General features: G+C 51.2%; 19 protein-coding genes. 1 reads left to right on the top strand and 18 read right to left on the bottom strand.

The features are described from left to right. Positions 1-107 precede the first annotated feature (107 nt). From ACFQ0N_RS35070 to pth, 13 genes are all read right to left on the bottom strand, one after another. Positions 108-614 (bottom strand): S1 domain-containing RNA-binding protein, encoded by a 507-nt coding sequence (locus tag ACFQ0N_RS35070; protein ID WP_379334768.1) that lies wholly within the window; start codon positions 612-614, stop codon positions 108-110. Positions 615-947: 333 nt separating this feature from the next. Next, positions 948-1,253, bottom strand: a complete 306-nt coding sequence (locus ACFQ0N_RS35065; RefSeq protein WP_379334767.1) for an FtsB family cell division protein — start codon at positions 1,251-1,253, stop codon at positions 948-950. 54 nt (positions 1,254-1,307) lie between these two features. Continuing rightward, a complete protein-coding gene (gene yabQ / locus ACFQ0N_RS35060) occupies positions 1,308-1,940 on the bottom strand; it encodes a spore cortex biosynthesis protein YabQ (RefSeq protein ID WP_379334766.1) in 633 nt (210 codons plus the stop codon). Further along, positions 1,937-2,224, bottom strand: a complete 288-nt coding sequence (gene yabP, locus ACFQ0N_RS35055) for a sporulation protein YabP (protein WP_379334765.1) — start codon at positions 2,222-2,224, stop codon at positions 1,937-1,939. Before yabP ends, yabQ begins: the two co-directional genes overlap by 4 nt. Positions 2,225-2,366: 142 nt before the next feature. After that, complete coding sequence (locus ACFQ0N_RS35050; protein WP_379334764.1) at positions 2,367-2,642, bottom strand: RNA-binding S4 domain-containing protein; 276 nt, start codon at positions 2,640-2,642, stop codon at positions 2,367-2,369. A gap of 4 nt (positions 2,643-2,646) precedes the next feature. After that, the gene (locus tag ACFQ0N_RS35045) at positions 2,647-2,919 is read right to left on the bottom strand and encodes an HU family DNA-binding protein (protein WP_379334763.1); all 273 of its coding nucleotides are present in this window, start codon (positions 2,917-2,919) and stop codon (positions 2,647-2,649) included. Between the two features lie 293 nt (positions 2,920-3,212). Continuing rightward, on the bottom strand, positions 3,213-4,730 hold the full coding sequence (gene yabN, locus ACFQ0N_RS35040) for a bifunctional methyltransferase/pyrophosphohydrolase YabN (protein ID WP_379334762.1): 1,518 nt from the start codon (positions 4,728-4,730) through the stop codon (positions 3,213-3,215). 33 nt (positions 4,731-4,763) lie between these two features. Then, entirely contained in the window at positions 4,764-6,437 is a 1,674-nt protein-coding gene (locus ACFQ0N_RS35035) for an oligosaccharide flippase family protein (RefSeq protein WP_379334761.1), read from the bottom strand. A 146-nt stretch (positions 6,438-6,583) separates the two neighbouring features. Next, positions 6,584-7,126 carry a stage V sporulation protein T gene (gene spoVT / locus ACFQ0N_RS35030; protein WP_379334797.1) on the bottom strand — a complete coding sequence of 181 codons (543 nt, stop codon included), beginning with the start codon at positions 7,124-7,126 and terminating at the stop codon, positions 6,584-6,586. A gap of 289 nt (positions 7,127-7,415) precedes the next feature. Next, positions 7,416-8,627, bottom strand: coding sequence for a peptidylprolyl isomerase (locus ACFQ0N_RS35025; RefSeq protein ID WP_379334760.1), 1,212 nt, complete (start codon positions 8,625-8,627; stop codon positions 7,416-7,418). After that, complete coding sequence (mfd, locus tag ACFQ0N_RS35020; RefSeq protein ID WP_379334759.1) at positions 8,614-12,144, bottom strand: transcription-repair coupling factor; 3,531 nt, start codon at positions 12,142-12,144, stop codon at positions 8,614-8,616. The genes ACFQ0N_RS35025 and mfd overlap by 14 nt, the downstream gene beginning before the upstream one ends. 120 nt (positions 12,145-12,264) lie before the next feature. Then, on the bottom strand, positions 12,265-12,495 hold the full coding sequence (fin, locus tag ACFQ0N_RS35015; RefSeq protein ID WP_379334758.1) for an anti-sigma-F factor Fin: 231 nt from the start codon (positions 12,493-12,495) through the stop codon (positions 12,265-12,267). A 62-nt stretch (positions 12,496-12,557) separates the two neighbouring features. Then, on the bottom strand, positions 12,558-13,118 hold the full coding sequence (gene pth, locus ACFQ0N_RS35010; protein WP_379334757.1) for an aminoacyl-tRNA hydrolase: 561 nt from the start codon (positions 13,116-13,118) through the stop codon (positions 12,558-12,560). A gap of 212 nt (positions 13,119-13,330) precedes the next feature. On the opposite strand from pth, the gene ACFQ0N_RS35005 reads away from it, so the two are divergent. Continuing rightward, a complete protein-coding gene (locus tag ACFQ0N_RS35005; RefSeq protein WP_379334756.1) occupies positions 13,331-13,531 on the top strand; it encodes a hypothetical protein in 201 nt (66 codons plus the stop codon). Between the two features lie 39 nt (positions 13,532-13,570). Here ACFQ0N_RS35005 and ACFQ0N_RS35000 read toward each other — a convergent pair whose 3' ends face one another. From ACFQ0N_RS35000 to purR, 5 genes are all read right to left on the bottom strand, one after another. After that, positions 13,571-14,185, bottom strand: coding sequence for a 50S ribosomal protein L25/general stress protein Ctc (locus ACFQ0N_RS35000; protein ID WP_379334755.1), 615 nt, complete (start codon positions 14,183-14,185; stop codon positions 13,571-13,573). Positions 14,186-14,346: 161 nt separating this feature from the next. Beyond that, positions 14,347-15,750, bottom strand: a complete 1,404-nt coding sequence (gene glmU / locus ACFQ0N_RS34995) for a bifunctional UDP-N-acetylglucosamine diphosphorylase/glucosamine-1-phosphate N-acetyltransferase GlmU (protein WP_379334754.1) — start codon at positions 15,748-15,750, stop codon at positions 14,347-14,349. A gap of 409 nt (positions 15,751-16,159) precedes the next feature. Beyond that, entirely contained in the window at positions 16,160-16,444 is a 285-nt protein-coding gene (gene spoVG, locus ACFQ0N_RS34990; RefSeq protein ID WP_379334753.1) for a septation regulator SpoVG, read from the bottom strand. 137 nt (positions 16,445-16,581) lie between these two features. Continuing rightward, positions 16,582-16,968: a RidA family protein gene (locus ACFQ0N_RS34985; RefSeq protein ID WP_379334752.1), complete on the bottom strand. Its 387-nt coding sequence runs from the start codon at positions 16,966-16,968 to the stop codon at positions 16,582-16,584. A 115-nt stretch (positions 16,969-17,083) separates the two neighbouring features. Next, a complete protein-coding gene (gene purR, locus ACFQ0N_RS34980; protein ID WP_379334751.1) occupies positions 17,084-17,908 on the bottom strand; it encodes a pur operon repressor in 825 nt (274 codons plus the stop codon). Positions 17,909-17,948 lie beyond the last annotated feature (40 nt).

Here is a 17,948-nt window from a genome sequence, read left to right as displayed (position 1 = left end):
CCGCTGAAAACAAAAAACCCCAGCGTCAGCAAAGACACTAGAGTTTTCACATACTATGAGGGGTAATCAGGCTTTCGCCGCCGCCTTGTCCCAGAAGATTCTATACATTAAACGCGCTTCGCGCCTCGTCCGCCTCGTTTGCCTTCAGTATTCTTCTTCAGGGAGGAAATGCGCTCTTCACTGTCTTTTAAGAAGCGGGACATTTTATCCTCGAAGGATGGTTTACCATATGATGGTTTACCTGATTGCGGTTTGAATGGACGTCCGCCGCCTCCTGGTCCGCGGTTGAAACCACCGCCTGGCCCACGGTCACGGTTGAAGCCTCCTGGTCCGCGATCACCGCCACGTTGAGGAGCAGCTGCTACTGTTCCCTCTGGCCGGTCAACTGCCTGCTTAATCGAAAGTCCGATCTTACCGTCTTTATCAACATTAATGACCTTGACTGTTACAACATCCTCCAGCTTCAAATGGTCTTTAACGTCTTTGACGTAGTTATCGGCAATCTCTGAGATGTGAACGAGCCCTGTGACACCTCCCGACAAGTCGACGAATGCTCCGAAATGCGTAATGCCTGTCACTTTGCCCTCTAACTTGGCGCCCACTTCAATTGCCATAGATGAAAATGTTCCTCCCTAACCGTTATGTGAAGCAACTGATGCTTCGAAATGGAAAAGACTCCAAATGAGAAGAAACGGCTGACGCCGTCCTTGGCGCGAGGCAAGTTTCTTCCCCTAAAATTTTATAGAATTTCTCGAATGATACTTATAAATTCTATAAAATTCAAGAAGAAACGGCTGACGCCGCCCTTGAAGCGAAGCAAGTTTCTCAAGATGATACTCAAGATCACTAAAAATATGACGCGAATGCTTCTAAAATGCTATTCCTACCGATGATTATAACCGAACGATGGAAGCAAGGTCAACAGACGTATACCCATACCGACTTCCTTATTCTGCAACTCTGATCGGCTTCTCGCCCGGCCTTACCATATTTTGCTCTTTTGTGGCTAATTGTTGAATATATTCCGGATCGTTCAAGCGATCGATCTGCAGCTGCAGATCAGACATTTGCTTGGTCGCTTCTTCGATTTTTTGTTGTACTTCCGCCAACTTCCGCTCGGCCTGATCATGCCCGTCCAGCTGTGTATACAGCGTGTATAAGGCCCATCCCATAAACAGCGCAACAATAAAGAACCAAATCTTTAATCTGCGCTTCATGCCTTCATATGAGGTTTGTTTATTTGCTGCAGCCATATCATCATGAACCTCCTGACAGTTACAATTTATCCTTGCGCTACTCGGCCTGCGCTACTCCGCTTTCTTCCTCCGGAACAGCCGGCGCCACCATGTTGCAGCCCATGAAGCAATCGCTTGCTTGCGTTCATGCAGCCGCAGCCTATGTACAATTGGCCCGGCCAAGCGATTCATCCATTTCGCCAATGGGCGCGCAATCGGCCGAAGCATCCACCAAAGCAGCAGCCAAAGCGGACGAACCAATTGTAACACAATTCGAAACAGGAATATAGTAAACGTCAGCAAAAAGGCCAGGAGCAGCTTTGTAAGCTTGTACAGCATTTGCAGCGGACGAACTACCAGCAGCATGAACGACCGGGCAGCAAATCTCGCTGTCGCCTTAACAGCGCGGATCATTGCATGCACCGTCCGAACGACTATTCGGCTGAGCAGCCAGTGGTAAAGACATACGCCGATGAGCAGTCCGATAAATACATAAATCCGCACTTCGCCCTCATTGCTCGCGGATAAAACCTGAAAGACGATGATGGTCGCTGCAATCCAGTATAAAATATCCAGTACAGGGATGAACCAGCGGCTAAGCTTCAGTTCCTCCGACAGCACGCGATAGCCGTCGAAGACAACGCCCATGCCAACTCCGGACATCAACATCATCGCCATCGTCAGCCATTGAACTTGCAGGCTCACTTAAATAACTTCCCTAGAAAGCCTTTGGATTTCGTCGCTGCCGCGTTCCCGTCCAAATAGGCGATTGAATGGACGAGCCCTTCGATGGCGACAAGACCTTGCTCCAAGCTCAAATGCTTCATATGCAAATTTTGCCCGCGAACGGTCAAAAACCCGAGATCGGTCTCAAGCAAAAACTCCTCGTTGTCAAAGCTCTCCACATTCTTGACGCCAGTAACCTCAAGAATTTTGCGATTAAGCATCTTTATTTCCTGGCGCTTCTGCCCATTTATTTGGTCGCTCATTGCCTTGTCCCCTCCTTTACGACTAGCCTATGGCAGGAGACAAGTTTTTAGAACAACTTGAACGGCTGATGACGGCAAAAAAACCGTCTCCTGCCGGATAGCTGTTAATTGCAGCCATGCAGCAGGAGACGGTTTGTCTGTTCTATCCGAGCATATCCTCGGACGAACGGTGTTCTTCTTTTATTAGCGTGTATAGACCGCTCGCTTCATCCTTGCGGGTCGTCTCTGCCAAACGTTCCACACGGACCGTGACTGTCTTTTGCCCGTATTGGATCATAAGCTCGTCGCCGGCCTTGACTGTGCTGCTCGCTTTGGCTTCGCGACCATTGATCCAGACGCGCCCCTGGTCAGACACATCCTTGGCGACAGTGCGCCGCTTGATCAATCGCGATACTTTAAGAAATTTGTCCAGACGCATGAAATTACTGGATCGCTTCTTTTAGTTTGTTGCCGGCTTTGAAGGCAGGAACTTTGGACTCAGCGATTGTAATTGGAGCACCAGTTTGCGGGTTGCGGCCTGTTCTGCCCGAACGCATGCGAGTTTCGAACGTGCCGAAGCCGATCAATTGAACTTTGTCGCCGCTGGCGAGCGCATCGGTAATTTCACCCATAAACCCGTTTAAAACAGCCTCTACATCACGCTTAGTCATACCACTTTTTGTTGCAATGTTGTTGATCAAGTCGGTTTTGTTCATCTTCATTAGCCTCCTATATTTTTAAATCATAGTAGACGGCACTACTCTGACAACCGCTGCTTCAATTGCAGGCGCAGCGGGAAGCTATGCAGCAACCCGTACCACGATCGTCAGGCTAGCATTGCCTAATACATGTTGCAGTAAAAGATTTGCTGTCTTCCTGCCCTATTACTTCTGCTTGTTTCTAGAAAACTCCTGCTGCCCAGAGCAAACTTTTTTACTATCTGTGGAGATTTTAATCGAATCGTGACGATAGAGGTAAAATTTCTAGCAACTTCCTGCGTCACAATCTGCTATGGAAGGCGCTTTGCCTCTTCCCAGTAGCGGTCCATCTCTACTAAATCAGTTTGGTCAAAGCTTCTCCCTCTTATACGGAGCTGCTGCTCAATATATGAAAATCTTTTCTTAAACTTGCGGTTCGTTCTGGCCAGCGCCTCTTCCGGATCGGCATTTATAAAGCGCGCCGCATTAACCGTTGCAAACAAGAGATCTCCCAGCTCTGCCGCCTGCTCGTCTGCATCCTTGCTCTGAATCGCTTCCCGCAGCTCGTGCAGCTCCTCCTGCACCTTGTCCAGCACCGGTCCGATTTCATCCCAGTCAAAACCGACCTTGGCCGCCTTCTTCTGAAGTTTATAGGCCTTCATCAGAGCCGGCAGCTCCGGCGGAATGCCGTCAAGCAGCGACTGCTGATCCGGATCGATTCCTTTTCTCTGCTTTTCCTCTTTCTTCATTTGTTCCCAGTTCTGGAGCGCCTCCTGGGCATTGTCTGCACCCAGATCGCCAAACACATGCGGATGACGGAACAGCAGCTTTTCATTCAAAGTTTGCAGGACGTCGTATACCGAGAAGGAACCAAGCTCCTCCTCCATCTGGCTATGGAGCATCACTTGCAAAATAACGTCGCCGAACTCCTCGCGCATGCCATCCGGATCGTCTTCATCGATCGCTTCCAGCGCTTCGTACGTTTCCTCGATAAAATTTTTGCGAATCGACTGATGCGTCTGTTCCCTGTCCCATGGACAGCCTTCCGGACTGCGCAGAATCTCCACAATTTCATGCAAGCGGTCAAATGAGCGGTTGCGCAGCGTTTCATCCTGGGAAGCCGGAATCCAGACAAGCGATAAATTGCCGAAGCCTGGCGTGCGATCCAGCTCAAACAGCGGTACCGTAACAATCTGCTCCTCGCCGCGCACCCCAAGCGCATGCCCTACTACGACCGGATGCTCATCCGGGTAACGCTCCATGAGCGTCAGTTTTACATCGGAGGCTGTAAATTCGTCATACACCTGGCCGATGACTGTATGTAATTCCGGACGAAGCAGCGATGGCTTCAGCTCAGCCCCATCCAGCAGCTGGAACCCTTCAATCGGGTCAAAGCCAAGCCGTATAAAAGCTTGATCAAGGAAGCTTTCTCCCCCGACAACCGTCAGCTCGATCCCCTCCTGCGGACAGCGCTCGCGCAGCAGCTGCACCGTCCGCTCAGCGACCATCGGATGGCCCGGCACCGCATAGATGACCGGCTGGTTTTCCGCCGCCGGTGCTGATTCCTGCCCGGACGCTTTGGCCCGCTCCATTAATGACACCGCAATGGCTTCATAGACATCCGGAAACGACTCCATCTGCTCATAAATATAATCAAAGCTTGTATATGTCAGCTGATGCTCGGCAAAAAGCTTCATCATTGGATGATTTGCTGTTCTTACATAGCGCTCGGATGCGTTTTGCAGCAGTCGCCACACACCCAGCGTCAATTGATCGGCCTCGCCCGATCCCAGACCGACGATTGTAATGGCAGCCTTGGCTTTATTCATATACTCCTCATCCCTTCGTAGAGGTATCGTCATTTATTCACGCGGCAGCAGCCGCCAGCGCTGCAAGCGGCGGACGATGCTTGTCCCGCCGGGCAGCTCGCGCAAATCGCGCGCCGTCACGCCGCCGAAGCGCACTGCGGCGGCCAAAAACAACGCTGCGCCGAGGGCGGTGCCCCCGAGCGCAATGATCGTGGCTGCCGCCCGCTGGGGCAGCCACTGCTCGAGCAGCGGTGCGAAGCCGCGCTCGACAAGCACAAGCGCTGCGGCCATGACCGCAAGCGCGAGCACGACGCCGCCGCTGCGGCGTAAAGGCGCCGAGGCAGCGCTGCGCCCGCCGGCGCCGCCAAGCGCTGCAGCGGCCTGACGCACGGCAGCAGCGCCCAGCAAGGCTGCTGCCGTCAGGGCGGCGATGCCCGCCCAAGCTGCGCCGGCAATGCCGCAGGCGGGCACGAGCGCGGCGTTGAGCGCCGCCTTGAGCGCAGCGGCGGCGAGCATGAGCAGCGCCGGAATGCGCACGGCGCCAAGGCCGGGCAGCAGCGCGGCCGTAATCGCGTTAATCGTACCGGCCAGCGCTGTGCTTCCTATCAGCATAAATACCAGTATACCCTCGTTATCGCTGTAAAGCATGATATTCATCGATTTCGCCAGCACAATGACGCCTATCGCTGATGCAGAGCCTGCGCACCATGCAATCCGCAAAGCCAATGCCGCCTGCTCCTGCGCAGCTCTCAGATCGCCCCGCTGACGCGCAGCGGCGAGCGCCGGGACAATCGCCGCTGCCATGGCCCCAGCGACCATCACAACTAGCTGCACGAGCGGCTGTCCACGGCTGTATTGGCCAAATAATGTCATTGCGGCAGCGGCATCCATCCCGCCGCTTTGCAGCAGGCGCGGAACGGTCAACGCATCGACAACCGCGATCATCGGCACAGCAAGCGCACCGAGGGCTACCGGAAAGGCCAATGCTGCCAGACGTTTTACCAGCACGGCTGTGCCCTCGCCGCCTCCGGCAGCGCTGCCGCTGTCAGTGCGCCTGGCCCTGCGGCGCTCCCGCATTGCGATGACGGCAAGCATAAGCAGCGCCGCTAAGCCGCCTACTGCCGATCCTGCCGTCGCTCCGGCGGCCAGCCGTTCATCCGGCCAGCCAAGCTGCCAGCCGGCCATGAGCAGCAGCAGCATCGCGGTGACGCGGAGCGTCTGCTCGGCCAGCTGTGACATTGCTGACGGCAGCATTCGCCCGAGCCCTTGGTAATACCCGCGAAGGGCGGCAACAGCCGGCATCGTCCATAAAGCCAGCGCCGACATCCGAATAGCCGGCGCAGCAGCGGCATCGCCGATCCAGCCGGCGGCAAGATCCGCTCCAAACCACATACCGGCGAACACGGCTGCGCCTGTCAGCACGAGAAGCCACAGGCTGACCCGCAGAACCTGTCTGGCTCCGCGCCCGTCCTGACAGGCAGCCCGTTCCGCGACGAGCAGCGATACCGCTACGGGAAATCCGGCTGTCGCCAGCACCAGCAGCAGCTGATAAAACGGGTAAACAGCATTATAAAGGCCAAATACACGATCGCCTGCTATGTTTTGCAGCGGGATTTTTTGCATCGTTCCCAGCACCTTGCTTGCCATCGCCGCTAACCCCATAATGGCCGCACCGTGAATTAGCGATGAACGGCTGTCATCCTCCGTCTTCCTTCCCAATCTGTACACCTGCCAATCCTCTCTCCTGCTCCCATTATACTCGAAGCATCCCCTTGGCAGCTATTCAGATGCCGCAGGACTGCCTACGGCCAAACAAAACAAGCTTCCCGGCTAATTAAACGTCGCTGCGCCAGGAAGCTTGATCTTGCTGCATGCTATTGTTCCATCTGCTTGGCCAGAAAGCCAGCCGCTGTTTCTGTCATTTTCGTTTCCATTTGCCCCATTTTGACCGATTCATCCTTGTTCACCAGCACGACCGTACCAATCGGATCTCCGCCTGCAATGATCGGAGCGGCTACAAAGGAGCTGATGCTCTCGCCGTTGTCCTTGACGATTTCATAAGAGCCGCCGCCTGACTCCAGAACTGCTTTGCGGCCTTCCATGCAATTTTCCAATACAGAGCCGATTTGCTTCTCCAGATAGTCCTTTTTGGACGCGCCAGCAACGGCAATGATCGTATCACGATCTGAAATTAGAGCGATATGTCCTGTGCTTTCGTACAATGATTCTGCATATTCCTTGGCAAAATCGCCCAATTCGCCGATCGGCGAATATTTTTTCAGTATAACTTCACCGTCGCGATCGACGAAAATTTCCAATGGATCCCCTTCGCGAATGCGCAAAGTTCGACGGATTTCCTTAGGGATAACGACCCGTCCGAGATCATCGATGCGACGTACTATACCAGTTGCTTTCATGTTCATGTTGCCCCGCTTTCATCAAAGGTTTTGAAATTGACTGGATGGGATACGCTAAATTCTATCGCTCAAGAGAGGAATTCTTGGCAAAAGTAATTTCGAATCTGACCATAGTATTCATCCGCTCCCAAAATCTTATTCATGCGGTTAAACAGAACCAGCAATTTTTGCGGTTTCTAGCGCGGCCGGGTTCGGAGTGGCTTACCGGATCCTCCTTGAGCTCTTTAAGCAAACTTCACGCATACCGGCGCAGCAAAAAGCCTGTCCCTTTTCAGGAACAGGCTGATCATTACTTGGTATTTTTTGCTGTATCTTCTTTATCCGCGCCATCTTTCGCAGCATCATCTTTGGCTCCGCCATCTTTAGCTGCGTCGTCTTTATTGCCGGGATCATTTTTAGCGCCGTCATTTTTACTGCCTTCGTTTGTTGTGCCTTTATCCGCCCCATCCGTTTTGTTGCCTTCCTCCGGCTTCGGTGCTTCCTCCTGAGGCAAGTCAATCTTGGTAATCAGTCCAGGCAGCTCGTCCTGCATAAACTTCCCAATACTTTCGGAAACGATCATTTGCTTAACCGTTTCTTTGTCTTTTTCCAGGCTTGCCATTTCGCGCTCTTCCACTTTAATAATGTGATAGCCATAAGAAGTTTTTACAGGCTCGCCAATTTTGCCGATTTCTTGCGTATTGGCTGCTTCTTTAAACTCAGGCACCCAGCCGCCGGTTTGCTGCTTTTCGTACAGGCCCCCTTTGTCCTTAGAACCGCCGTCATCGGAGTATTCTTTGGCCAGCTTCGTCCAGTCGCCGCCTTCCTCCAGCAGCTTCTTCACTTCCTTGGCGCGTTTGAGCGCTTCTTCGTCCGTACGCTTTACTTCGCCCTGATCGCCCGACATCACAAGAATATGACGGACTGTAGCGACATTCAAGCCATCCTTGCTTTCTTCAAACTTTTTGGCGATCGCATCCTCTGTTACTTTCTTTTCTTCTGCCATACCGATCGTATTCATTTGTTTGAAATAGGCTTTAAAGAAGGCTTCGTCTATACCTGCATCTGCAAGTGTCTTTTTAATCGCTTCATTTTGCTCCAGCGCCGGTTTTATTTTGTCGTTGTAATAAGCGTTGGCTTCTTCGTCGATTTTCTTCTTCTCGTCGTCACTCAAACTCGTGCTGCGGCTTTCCAAAATTTTGTATCCGATGTACTCGCGCAGAAACTGTTCCTTCATCTGCGGGATGCTCAAATACATGGCCGCTTGCTGATCCATAACCGACATGAACTTCGTATACTTATCAAATTCCGCCTCAGTAACTGTACCATCCTTGTACGTAGCAATAACTTTGCCGTCTTTTTCACCCGGCGTTGTTTGCCCCGCTTCAGGAGGTTTATTGCTCCCTTTGCCTGTATTGCTTTCCGTCTCCGCTTTCTTGCCGCAACCTGCTGCCAGCACAATTACGAGCATCGCTGCAATTGCGATGAGCATTCCTTTTCTGAATCGTTTAGTGCGCAACATTCTGTAATTCCCCTTTCAATTGAATGGTGTCTTTGTACTGTGCCAAGAAACGCTCCAGCAGCTCCAGCTTTTGCTCCATGTCCAGTCCTTTGCCGCGCAACTGAATAATGGGATTAGGCTCGTGCCCGGTCGCTCGCTTGAACCGGTTCTCGAATTGCAAGCAGAGCTGGTCGACTTTTTTTGTATCGAATCGCTTCTTCTCGCTTTCCGCGAACTTCATCGTTACTTCGTCGCCCCGTCCGGAAATTTGCTCGATGCCGCATGCAGCTCCGATCATTTTCAGTCTAGACACTGTCAGTAAATTATCTACCGACTGCGGCAAGTCGCCAAAACGGTCGATTAGCTCATCGCGCAGATCTTCCGCTTCTTCCAAAGAACGGGCGGTGGCAACTTTTTTGTAAATCTCTATCTTCTGTATGCTATCGTAAATATACGACGAGGGCAAGTATGCATCGACGCTCATATCGATCGAAGTCGTAATTTCCTTTTCCGGCGGCTGCCCTTCAGCACCTTCCATGCCCGCTTTGCGTTTGGCGATTTCATCAGCCAGCATCTGGGAATACAAATCAAAGCCAACAGACGCAATGAAGCCATGCTGCTCCGCACCCAGCAAGTTGCCCGCTCCGCGAATCGCCAAATCCCGCATTGCGATTTTGAACCCGGAGCCAAGCTCGGTGAATTCCTTGATCGATTGCAAGCGCTTCTCCGCCACTTCAGTCAGCACCTTATCGCGCTGGTAGGTAAAGTAGGCATAGGCAATTCTATTGGAGCGCCCGACTCTTCCCCGCAGCTGATAGAGCTGGGAAAGTCCCATTTTGTCGGCATCGTGCACGATCAGTGTATTTACATTCGGTATATCGACGCCTGTCTCGATAATGCTGGTGCTGACGAGGACATCCGACTCGCCATCAAGGAAATCGAGAATTGTCTTCTCCAGCTCCTGCTCCGACATCTGGCCATGTCCGACGGCCACCCGCGCATCAGGCACCAGCATATTAATATGCTCGGCCATCTGATAAATCCCCTGGACGCGATTGTACAGGTAGTAGACTTGACCGCCGCGCGCCAGCTCGCGTTCGATCGCTTCGCGCACGAGCGACGGGCTATGCTCGACGACATAGGTTTGTACCGGAAAACGGTTTTCCGGGGGCGTCTCGATAACGGACAAATCGCGAACGCCAAGCATCGACATATGGAGTGTGCGCGGAATTGGCGTAGCCGTAAGCGTCAGCACGTCGACATTGGTTTTGAGCCGCTTGAGTTTTTCTTTATGCGACACGCCAAAGCGCTGCTCCTCGTCAATAATGAGCAAGCCGAGATCTTTAAAAATAATATCCTGCGACAGCAGGCGGTGAGTGCCGATTACAACATCGACTGTGCCGGCCTTCAAGCCCTTCATCGTCTCCGTTTGCTCTTTTCGCGAGCGGAAGCGGCTTAACACTTGAATATTGAACGGAAACTCCGAGAATCGCTCACGGAACGTCTCATAGTGCTGCTGCGCCAAAATGGTCGTCGGCACCAAAATAGCTACCTGTTTGCCTTCGACGGCCGACTTGAACGCCGCCCGGACAGCAACCTCAGTCTTGCCGTAGCCTACGTCGCCGCAAAGCAGACGGTCCATCGGACGGCTTGTCTGCATATCCTTCTTAATTTCTTCGATCGCCCGCAGCTGATCCCGCGTCTCTTCATAAGGGAACATCTCTTCAAATTCTTTCTGATAGGGCGTATCCGTGCCAAAAGCAAAACCGGTCGTCGCTTGCCGGTCGGCATAAAGCTTGATGAGATCATCCGCTATATCTTGCACAGAGGAGCGTACTTTATTTTTGACCCGGGTCCACTCCGTACCGCCCAGCTTGTATATCTTCGGTTCCTTCTCCTCAGAACCGACATATTTCTGAATCAGATCGATTTGCTCGATCGGTACAGACAGCTTGTCGCCGCCGGCATACAAAATATGAATATAGTCTTTGTGAATACCGGCAATTTCGAGTGTGCCAATCCCGACATATTTGCCGATGCCGTGATTTTGATGAACGACATAATCGCCGATTTTCAGCTCGGTATAGCTTTTGATCCGCTCAGCATTGTCCACCTTTTTGTCGACTCGCCGCACTTTGCGCTGCTTCTGCGAGAACATCTCGCCTTCTGTAATGACAATAAGGTGAATGGAGGGCAGCTCAAAGCCAGCCTGCAGATTGCCTTCAATCAGCTCTGGAGGCTCAATATTGTAATCCTGCAAGACGCGCCGCATTCGCTCCATACGCTCGGCATTGCCTGCCAGCATGATTACATTGGCGCCCGCCTTGCGCCACCGCTCCATCTCCGCCTTCAGCACGTTCATCTGCCCATGAAAGTTCTGCATCGCGCGGCTGACGACATTCAAAATATTTTGCGGCTGTGTGTGGGGAATTTGCCGTAAAAACAACGACAAAAAGATCGTCGGAAACGGACGATGGTACAAAATTTCTTCTGAAGGACGAGCTAGCGTAAAGCCCGGAAGCGATTTTCCGTTTTGCAGCAGATGAGTAGCCCATTCCGCTTCGTCCCGCTCCAATTGCCGCCCCGTCTCAATAAGCCGGGTAGGCTCGTCATATATTAGCAGCGTATCCTCTGCCATATAGTCGAATAATGTGCATCGTTCAGGGTAAAGCAGAGAAACATATTTATAAATTTCAGGAAAATGTTGCGTTTGCCTTAACTTCTCCAGCTCTGCTCCAATTTCGGTCCGCAGGCGATCTTTAGCCGCACGGTCTGTCATTTTCAGCAGTTGCTGCTCCAGCAGCTCGGATGCCGCCCGTTCGGCAATTTCAAACCGCTGCCCATCGGCAAGCAGTTCCTGGCACGGCCTTATCGTATAGCTATCCAGCTTCTCGATGGAACGCTGATCAGCAGCATCAAAGGAACGAATGGAATCAATTTCATCGTCAAACCATTCAATGCGATATGGATGCGGCGAGGTTAGCGGGTATAAATCTACTATTCCGCCGCGCACGCTCATTTCGCCTTTGCTTTCTACTTTATCGACACGTACATAGCCAAGCTCGACCATCCGATGTAAAAACGCTTCCATCGGCAGCGTCTCGCCCACTTTCAGCTCGATGCGCGCTGCAGCCATAACTTCCGGAATCGGTAAATAACGCCGAACCCCGGACAACGGCACGACGACTACGCCCCGATAGCCTAGCGAAAGTTGAACCAGTACGTCCATCCGCTGAGCCAGCGTTTCCGGGCTCGAGATGGCCGCTTCCGCTGCGACAAGTTCATTAGCAGGATAAAGCAGCACTTCATCTTGCGACAAGCATTCCAGCAAATCCTCAGCAATCTTCTGCGCAGCGAACATATTATGTGTGACAACCAGCATCGGCCGCTTCAGCTGCCGGGATAGCGCTGCAATCATGACTTGCCGAGACGATCCCGCAAGTCCCGATACGAGCTGCTCGCGCATTCCTCTCTGAATACCGGTTACAATTGTCTGGAAATCTGTATCTTCGGCGTAAGCCGACAACAATGCTTTCAACGCACAGGCACCTCATTTCATTCCACAAGCGGACGCGGCTGCGTCCGGTTAATTTTGCAATTCACAAAAGGAGCCTCGGCCTTAATGCCAAGACTCCGCAAAGCTTCTGCCATTCCCCGTTCACTGGAGCGGATTGGCTACAAGAGCCAGTTCCGGGTTAGCTTCCAGCGCCTCACGGCAATAATCACAGATGATTGTGACTGTAACATCTCCATTCGGGTTATACGCTATTATATCGCTGCGCTCTTCGAGGGTCAAGGAATGGAAGCCTAGCTGCAGCTCTGACACATGAGAGTCCCGGATCGTTCCGATTTCAGTTTTACAGTGCCGACAAATATAGTTTACAGCCATAGTATGCCTCCTGAAGATTCGTTATACCCCCAGTATGCCCGATTTAGTCAAAGTTTAACGGATCACCCGTTAAATTTGGCCATCGTCTTGTCGAATGAATTTGTTAAGGAAAATTCGAGCGCATCGCATGTCCGCTCAATCATCTCGGCAATTAGTGGAGCTTCGCTTTTCGCAAAAGCCGACAGGACGTAATCCGCGATATTCATGCCAGGCTGCGGACGGGAAATCCCCATCCTGATGCGATTGAATTGCTGCGTCCCCGTATGCTGGATAATCGATTTGATGCCGTTATGACCGCCGGCGCTTCCTTGATAACGCAGCCGGATTTTTCCCGTCTCTGTATCCAGGTCATCGTAAATAACAATCAGATCCTCAATGTCTGCCTTGTAATAATCCATATACCCTCTAACGGCTTCGCCTGACAAATTCATATAGGTCATCGGCTTCAGCAGCACCACCTTCGTGCCGCCGGCATGCCCTTCGCCCACCAGAGCTTTGCTTCTGCTTTGCGTCACATTGATGCCAAGCCGTTTGGCGAGCGCATCTACAGCCATGAAACCTACATTATGACGAGTGCCGGCATAAGCCGTACCCGGATTTCCCAACCCAACAATCCATTTCATTGATGCTGTTCACTCCTACTGCTTTGCCGAAATCAGCTTATTTCCCACTAAACTTCCAGCAATTTTTATTTTTCTTGCCTCTTTTCGCCATAATCCAGCAAATTATTTTGTAAACTTTTTGTAATAATGCAACGAATCCGCCTTGTAAATTGTCATCATTATAGAACGGCTGAGTGCCAACTATATATTATTTAAAAAAGGAGCGTCGTTTGATGTATTCGAACGGTCAATTAATTTTCGCCGACTTTCATTTTAAAGATCATCGCGACCACGAAGTGCCCGTACAAATCTACTGCGGCAAAGATCATAGCGATATCGGCTATATTGAGCAATTTTCTCAAGGCTTCGTTAAGGTTAATAATGTGTTCTACAACCGCATGCAATTTACCTTTGTTTCCCGGCCTGGATATTGAAAAATTAAAAGGGCTGCCCGCAGGCGGCCCTTGTTCTCGTTATTCTGCCGCTGCCGGCATTTCCTTCTCTTCCATCAATCGCTCTTCAATATCAGTGCCCGTATCTTTCTGCGGCGCCAGTATTGTTACCACAACCTGATCTGGATCCATTTTGGCTTTTACACCTGCCGGCAGCTCGAGTGAGCTTACCAGCAGATTTTCACCCACCTGCAGCTGTGAAATATCGATTTCAATCGCTTCCGGAAGACGGTCCGGCAAACATTGCACCTCAATTTCATGCAGCATGGCTTGCAGAATACCGCCTTCTTTTACCCCCTGAGCTTCGCCGGTCCATTCGATCCGTACCGCGGCTTTAACCTCTTCATTCATATCGATTTGATGGAAATCAATGTGAAGGACAGAGCCAGACAACGGATCGCGCTGAATCTCAGCCAGCATTGCAGGCTGCTTGCCGCCGGCCAGCTGCAATTCAAGCACAGCATTTGGATGGGTGCGAATAATATTCAGCAGCTCCTTTTCCGAGACTGAGACGGGCAGCGGTTGTCCTATCTTCTTTCCATAGACCACGCCTGGAATCTGTCCCTTCTGCCGCAATTGATTCAACGCGCCGCGCGAGCCTGCTTTTCTTGCGTCAGCTTTAAGTAATAGGGTCATATGTAGAAGCCTCCCTGCAATTTTTCACTCATTAAGCACTTCTATATATTTCCCCATTTGTATGAGCCTTTATCCGCCTTGCTGAATGAGAAAAACCGATCAGCCCTTGAGCCATCGATGGCATCTGCGCAAACTGACCGGTTATTTAAACTACGTGATTTCTATGATTGCTTACTAGTGTTCTCTTTTTTTGCTTTAGCACGCTTGCGAATTTTTTCGGCGTATCCCGCTTTGTTCACCTGGCGCTCGCGGGCAATTGCCAAATCGCCAGCAGGCACATCATGAGTAATCGTCGAACCGGCTACTACATAGGCACTGTCGCCAACCTTCACTGGAGCGATAAGGTTTACGTTGCTGCCGATAAAGGCCTCGTCTCCAATCTCGGTCAACCCTTTGTTGTAGCCGTCGTAGTTTACTGTAATAGCTCCGCAGCCAATATTTACATCGCGTCCCACTTTGGCGTCGCCTACATAGCTCAGATGCGAAACTTTGGTGCCATCTCCCAGCTCGGCATTTTTCAGCTCTACAAAGTCGCCAACTTTACAGCGGGCACCGACTTTAGCTCCCGGACGAAGATAAGCAAATGGCCCCACTGCACTCTTATTGCCCACAGATGCCGAAGTTAGAACCGAGTGCTTCACCTCAACTTCATCGCCAATGATCGTGTCCGCAAGCTCAGTATTAGGTCCGATGACGCAGTCCGTGCCTACTGATGTTGAGCCGCGCAGCATCGTTCCCGGATAAATGACTGTGTCTGCCCCGATTGTAACGTCCGCCTCGATATAGGTCGCTGCCGGATCGATAATGGTCACGCCATTAATTTGATGGCGGCGCACGATGCGCGTCCGCATTAACTGCTCGGCTTCCGCCAGCCCTACCCGGTCATTGACGCCGACGCCCTCTGCATAATCAGGCGCGCAGAAGGCTTCTACCTTCTCTCCAGCTTGATTCAAAATTTCAATGACATCCGTCAAATAATACTCGCCTTGGGCGTTGTCATTTTTAACCTGCTTGAGCGCCTCGAACAATTTGATATTGTCGAAGCAGTACATGCCTGTATTAATTTCTGTAATAGCCGCCTGCTCGGGTGTGCAGTCCTTTTGCTCTACAATCCGCTGAACTTGTCCGGATTGATCGCGTATCATCCGCCCCAAGCCTTGCGGATTCGGCACGACAGCCGTAAGCACCGTCGCCGCTGCTCCTTTGCTAGTGTGAAGCTCTAAAAGTGATTTGATCGTATCTGCCGTAACAAGCGGCGTATCGCCGTACAGAATAACAGTTGTGCCTGCTTCCTTAGCGAGCAAACCTTCTGCCTGGCGGACGGCGTGGCCTGTGCCAAGCTGCTGCTCCTGAAGGATAAACTCGGCCCCCTCGCCTACATAAGCCTGGACCGCTTCAGCGCCGTGGCCGACAACGACGACTGTGCGCTCACAGTTGGCTTCCTTGACTGTTTGCAGCACATGTCCGACCATCGGCTTGCCGCATACAGGATGCAGCACTTTATATAATTTTGATTTCATTCGCTTGCCTTGACCGGCCGCAAGTATGATTGCCATTACTTTCACAAGAATTCCCTCCACATTCTGTTAGTCTAGCTTCCATTACGATAATTGGCGGAGTCAACTGAACTAATTCTCTACTGACTATAGCGTATTCATACACAAAAGAAAAGAACCCTCAGTCTTATAGCAGCTGGGAAATCTTCCTTTTTTTCTGTAACGCTTTGCCACGGGCTTAATAGAATTTATCAGGTAAAACATATAATTCTATAAAAGCAAAAAAAGCCTGCTGGCACAATGCCAACAGGCTGAGAGAGCCTGCCGGCTCTCTCCTTTTATGCCGCATCGTTCCCTCCGTAAATAGCATTAGGAAGAAATGACTGCGATATGTTCTCCATTCCATTGTTCGGGACTTGCCCGCGAACGGAGGCAATCCTCAGAAAGGGGTCCTCCGTCCGATTTCTTAAGCGCTTCATTACGCTCCCTCTTCAATTACTTCTTCTTCTGTCGCGGCACGCTCATACTCAGCGAGTACAGCAGCTTGGATTTTTTCGCGAGTTGCTGAAGAAATCGGGTGCGCGATATCGCGGAACTCTCCATCCGGAGTTCGCTTGCTTGGCATTGCTACGAACATACCATTGTTGCCGTCGATCACACGAATATCGTGAACAACAAATTCATTGTCAATAGTAATCGAAGCAATAGCCTTCATGCGTCCTTCAGAATTTACACGGCGGAGTCTGACATCGGTAATTTGCACTGTGTTCACCACCTTTGCCTATCGAAGACTTGGTGTATACTTCCACATTCCGATGCAAAATCCTTCTTGTTTTTGGTAAAAAAATACCTTTTTTTATAATTTTTTTTTGAAATACAAATTATTCGATCTTATTCGACTTATATCGATACAATTAATTCAATTTCGACAAGTACGTCCTTTGGAAGACGGGCAACCTCCACCGTCGAGCGTGCAGGTTTATGATCGCCAAAATAGGTGCCGTAAATCGCATTCACTTCTGCAAACTGATTCATATCTTTAATAAATACAGTCGCCTTTACGACATCCGAAAAATCAGCGCCGGCTGCTGCCAAAACAGCTTTCAGGTTCTGAAAAACCTGGTGTGTCTGCTCCTCAACGCCGCCCTCGACTAAAGTGCCGTCCGCCTTCAACGGGATTTGCCCTGATGTAAACAGCAGATTGCCAAGACGAACAGCCTGTGAATAAGGGCCGATCGCTGCCGGCGCTTGATCTGTAGAAACGACTTGCGGTTTAAGGTTTTCCATAATGCCCCTACGCCTCCAATAAAAGAATTATCTTCTAAAATTCACAAATCCGCGAAACATATCGCCCCTAAACTTGTCCGGGCCGGACAGTGCAAACTTTTCTAGACAAGGTCATTTACTGAAAAAAATTACCCGGCACTATAGTTGTCTGCTTCGTCCGCAAATCGACTGCCGTCAGCTTAGCAAGGGATATATAATCCTCAAGCAAGCGCTCCTCTGTCCCCAGCTCGCCAGACTCCACCAGAACGCCGACCCCCGCTACCTTAGCCTTAAACTCATGGAGCAGGTCGATCATCCCCTGTACCGTCCCACCGGCCTTCATAAAGTCATCGATAATGAGCACCCTTGCCTCTTCTTTCAATGCCCGCCGCGCCAATGACATGGTCTGAATACGCTTCGTCGATCCGGACACATAATTGATACTGACTGCCGAGCCTTCCGTTACTTTATTGTCCCGGCGCACTATAACTACGGGCAAATTCATATGGGCTGCTGTCGCATAGGCAAGCGGAATCCCCTTGGTCTCCACCGTCATGATGACATCAATATCGCGGCCGGCGAAAGCGGTTGCGAACATTCTCCCGATTTCAGCAAGCAGAAGCGGCTGTCCCAATATATCTGTCATGTACAAATAGCCGCCCGGAAGCACTCTTTCCGGCTGCTCAAGCTGATGACATACTTGCTCTATAATTTCTTTCGCTTGTGTCTTGTTCATCTTCGGCAGGTACTTCACACCGCCGGCCGCGCCCGCAAGAGTCTGAAGCTCGCCGAGCCCCTCTTGTTCGAACACTTCCTTGATGATGGCAAGATCTTCACTAATGGACGATTTCGCCGACTGGTAACGATCGGCGAACGCTGTTAGCGAAATTAAAGTATGAGGACGCGTTAGCAAGTACTGTGTCATTTCCACGAGTCTTGCACTTCGCTTCAACTTCTTCACGGCCATTCCCCTTCGCCAAAAATCCGAATATTATACACAT

The organism is Paenibacillus sp. GCM10027626, assembly GCF_042676285.1.
GTDB lineage: Bacteria > Bacillota > Bacilli > Paenibacillales > Paenibacillaceae > Paenibacillus_Z.
The sequence above is the reverse complement of the archived record's forward strand: the minus strand, read 5'-3'. Positions and strand labels throughout refer to the sequence as shown.

Bases quoted from the DNA above. Each gene is read 5' to 3' on its own strand.
- ACFQ0N_RS35070 (WP_379334768.1), bottom strand. From the start codon at position 614: ATGGCAATTGAAGTGGGCGCCAAGTTAGAGGGCAAAGTGACAGGCATT.
- ACFQ0N_RS35065 (WP_379334767.1), bottom strand. From the start codon at position 1,253: ATGGCTGCAGCAAATAAACAAACCTCATATGAAGGCATGAAGCGCAGA.
- yabP (WP_379334765.1), bottom strand. From the start codon at position 2,224: ATGAGCGACCAAATAAATGGGCAGAAGCGCCAGGAAATAAAGATGCTT.
- ACFQ0N_RS35050 (WP_379334764.1), bottom strand. From the start codon at position 2,642: ATGCGTCTGGACAAATTTCTTAAAGTATCGCGATTGATCAAGCGGCGC.
- ACFQ0N_RS35045 (WP_379334763.1), bottom strand. From the start codon at position 2,919: ATGAACAAAACCGACTTGATCAACAACATTGCAACAAAAAGTGGTATG.
- yabN (WP_379334762.1), bottom strand. From the start codon at position 4,730: ATGAATAAAGCCAAGGCTGCCATTACAATCGTCGGTCTGGGATCGGGC.
- spoVT (WP_379334797.1), bottom strand. From the start codon at position 7,126: ATGAAAGCAACTGGTATAGTACGTCGCATCGATGATCTCGGACGGGTC.
- ACFQ0N_RS35025 (WP_379334760.1), bottom strand. From the start codon at position 8,627: ATGTTGCGCACTAAACGATTCAGAAAAGGAATGCTCATCGCAATTGCA.
- fin (WP_379334758.1), bottom strand. From the start codon at position 12,495: ATGGCTGTAAACTATATTTGTCGGCACTGTAAAACTGAAATCGGAACG.
- pth (WP_379334757.1), bottom strand. From the start codon at position 13,118: ATGAAATGGATTGTTGGGTTGGGAAATCCGGGTACGGCTTATGCCGGC.
- ACFQ0N_RS35005 (WP_379334756.1), top strand. From the start codon at position 13,331: ATGTATTCGAACGGTCAATTAATTTTCGCCGACTTTCATTTTAAAGAT.
- ACFQ0N_RS35000 (WP_379334755.1), bottom strand. From the start codon at position 14,185: ATGACCCTATTACTTAAAGCTGACGCAAGAAAAGCAGGCTCGCGCGGC.
- ACFQ0N_RS34985 (WP_379334752.1), bottom strand. From the start codon at position 16,968: ATGGAAAACCTTAAACCGCAAGTCGTTTCTACAGATCAAGCGCCGGCA.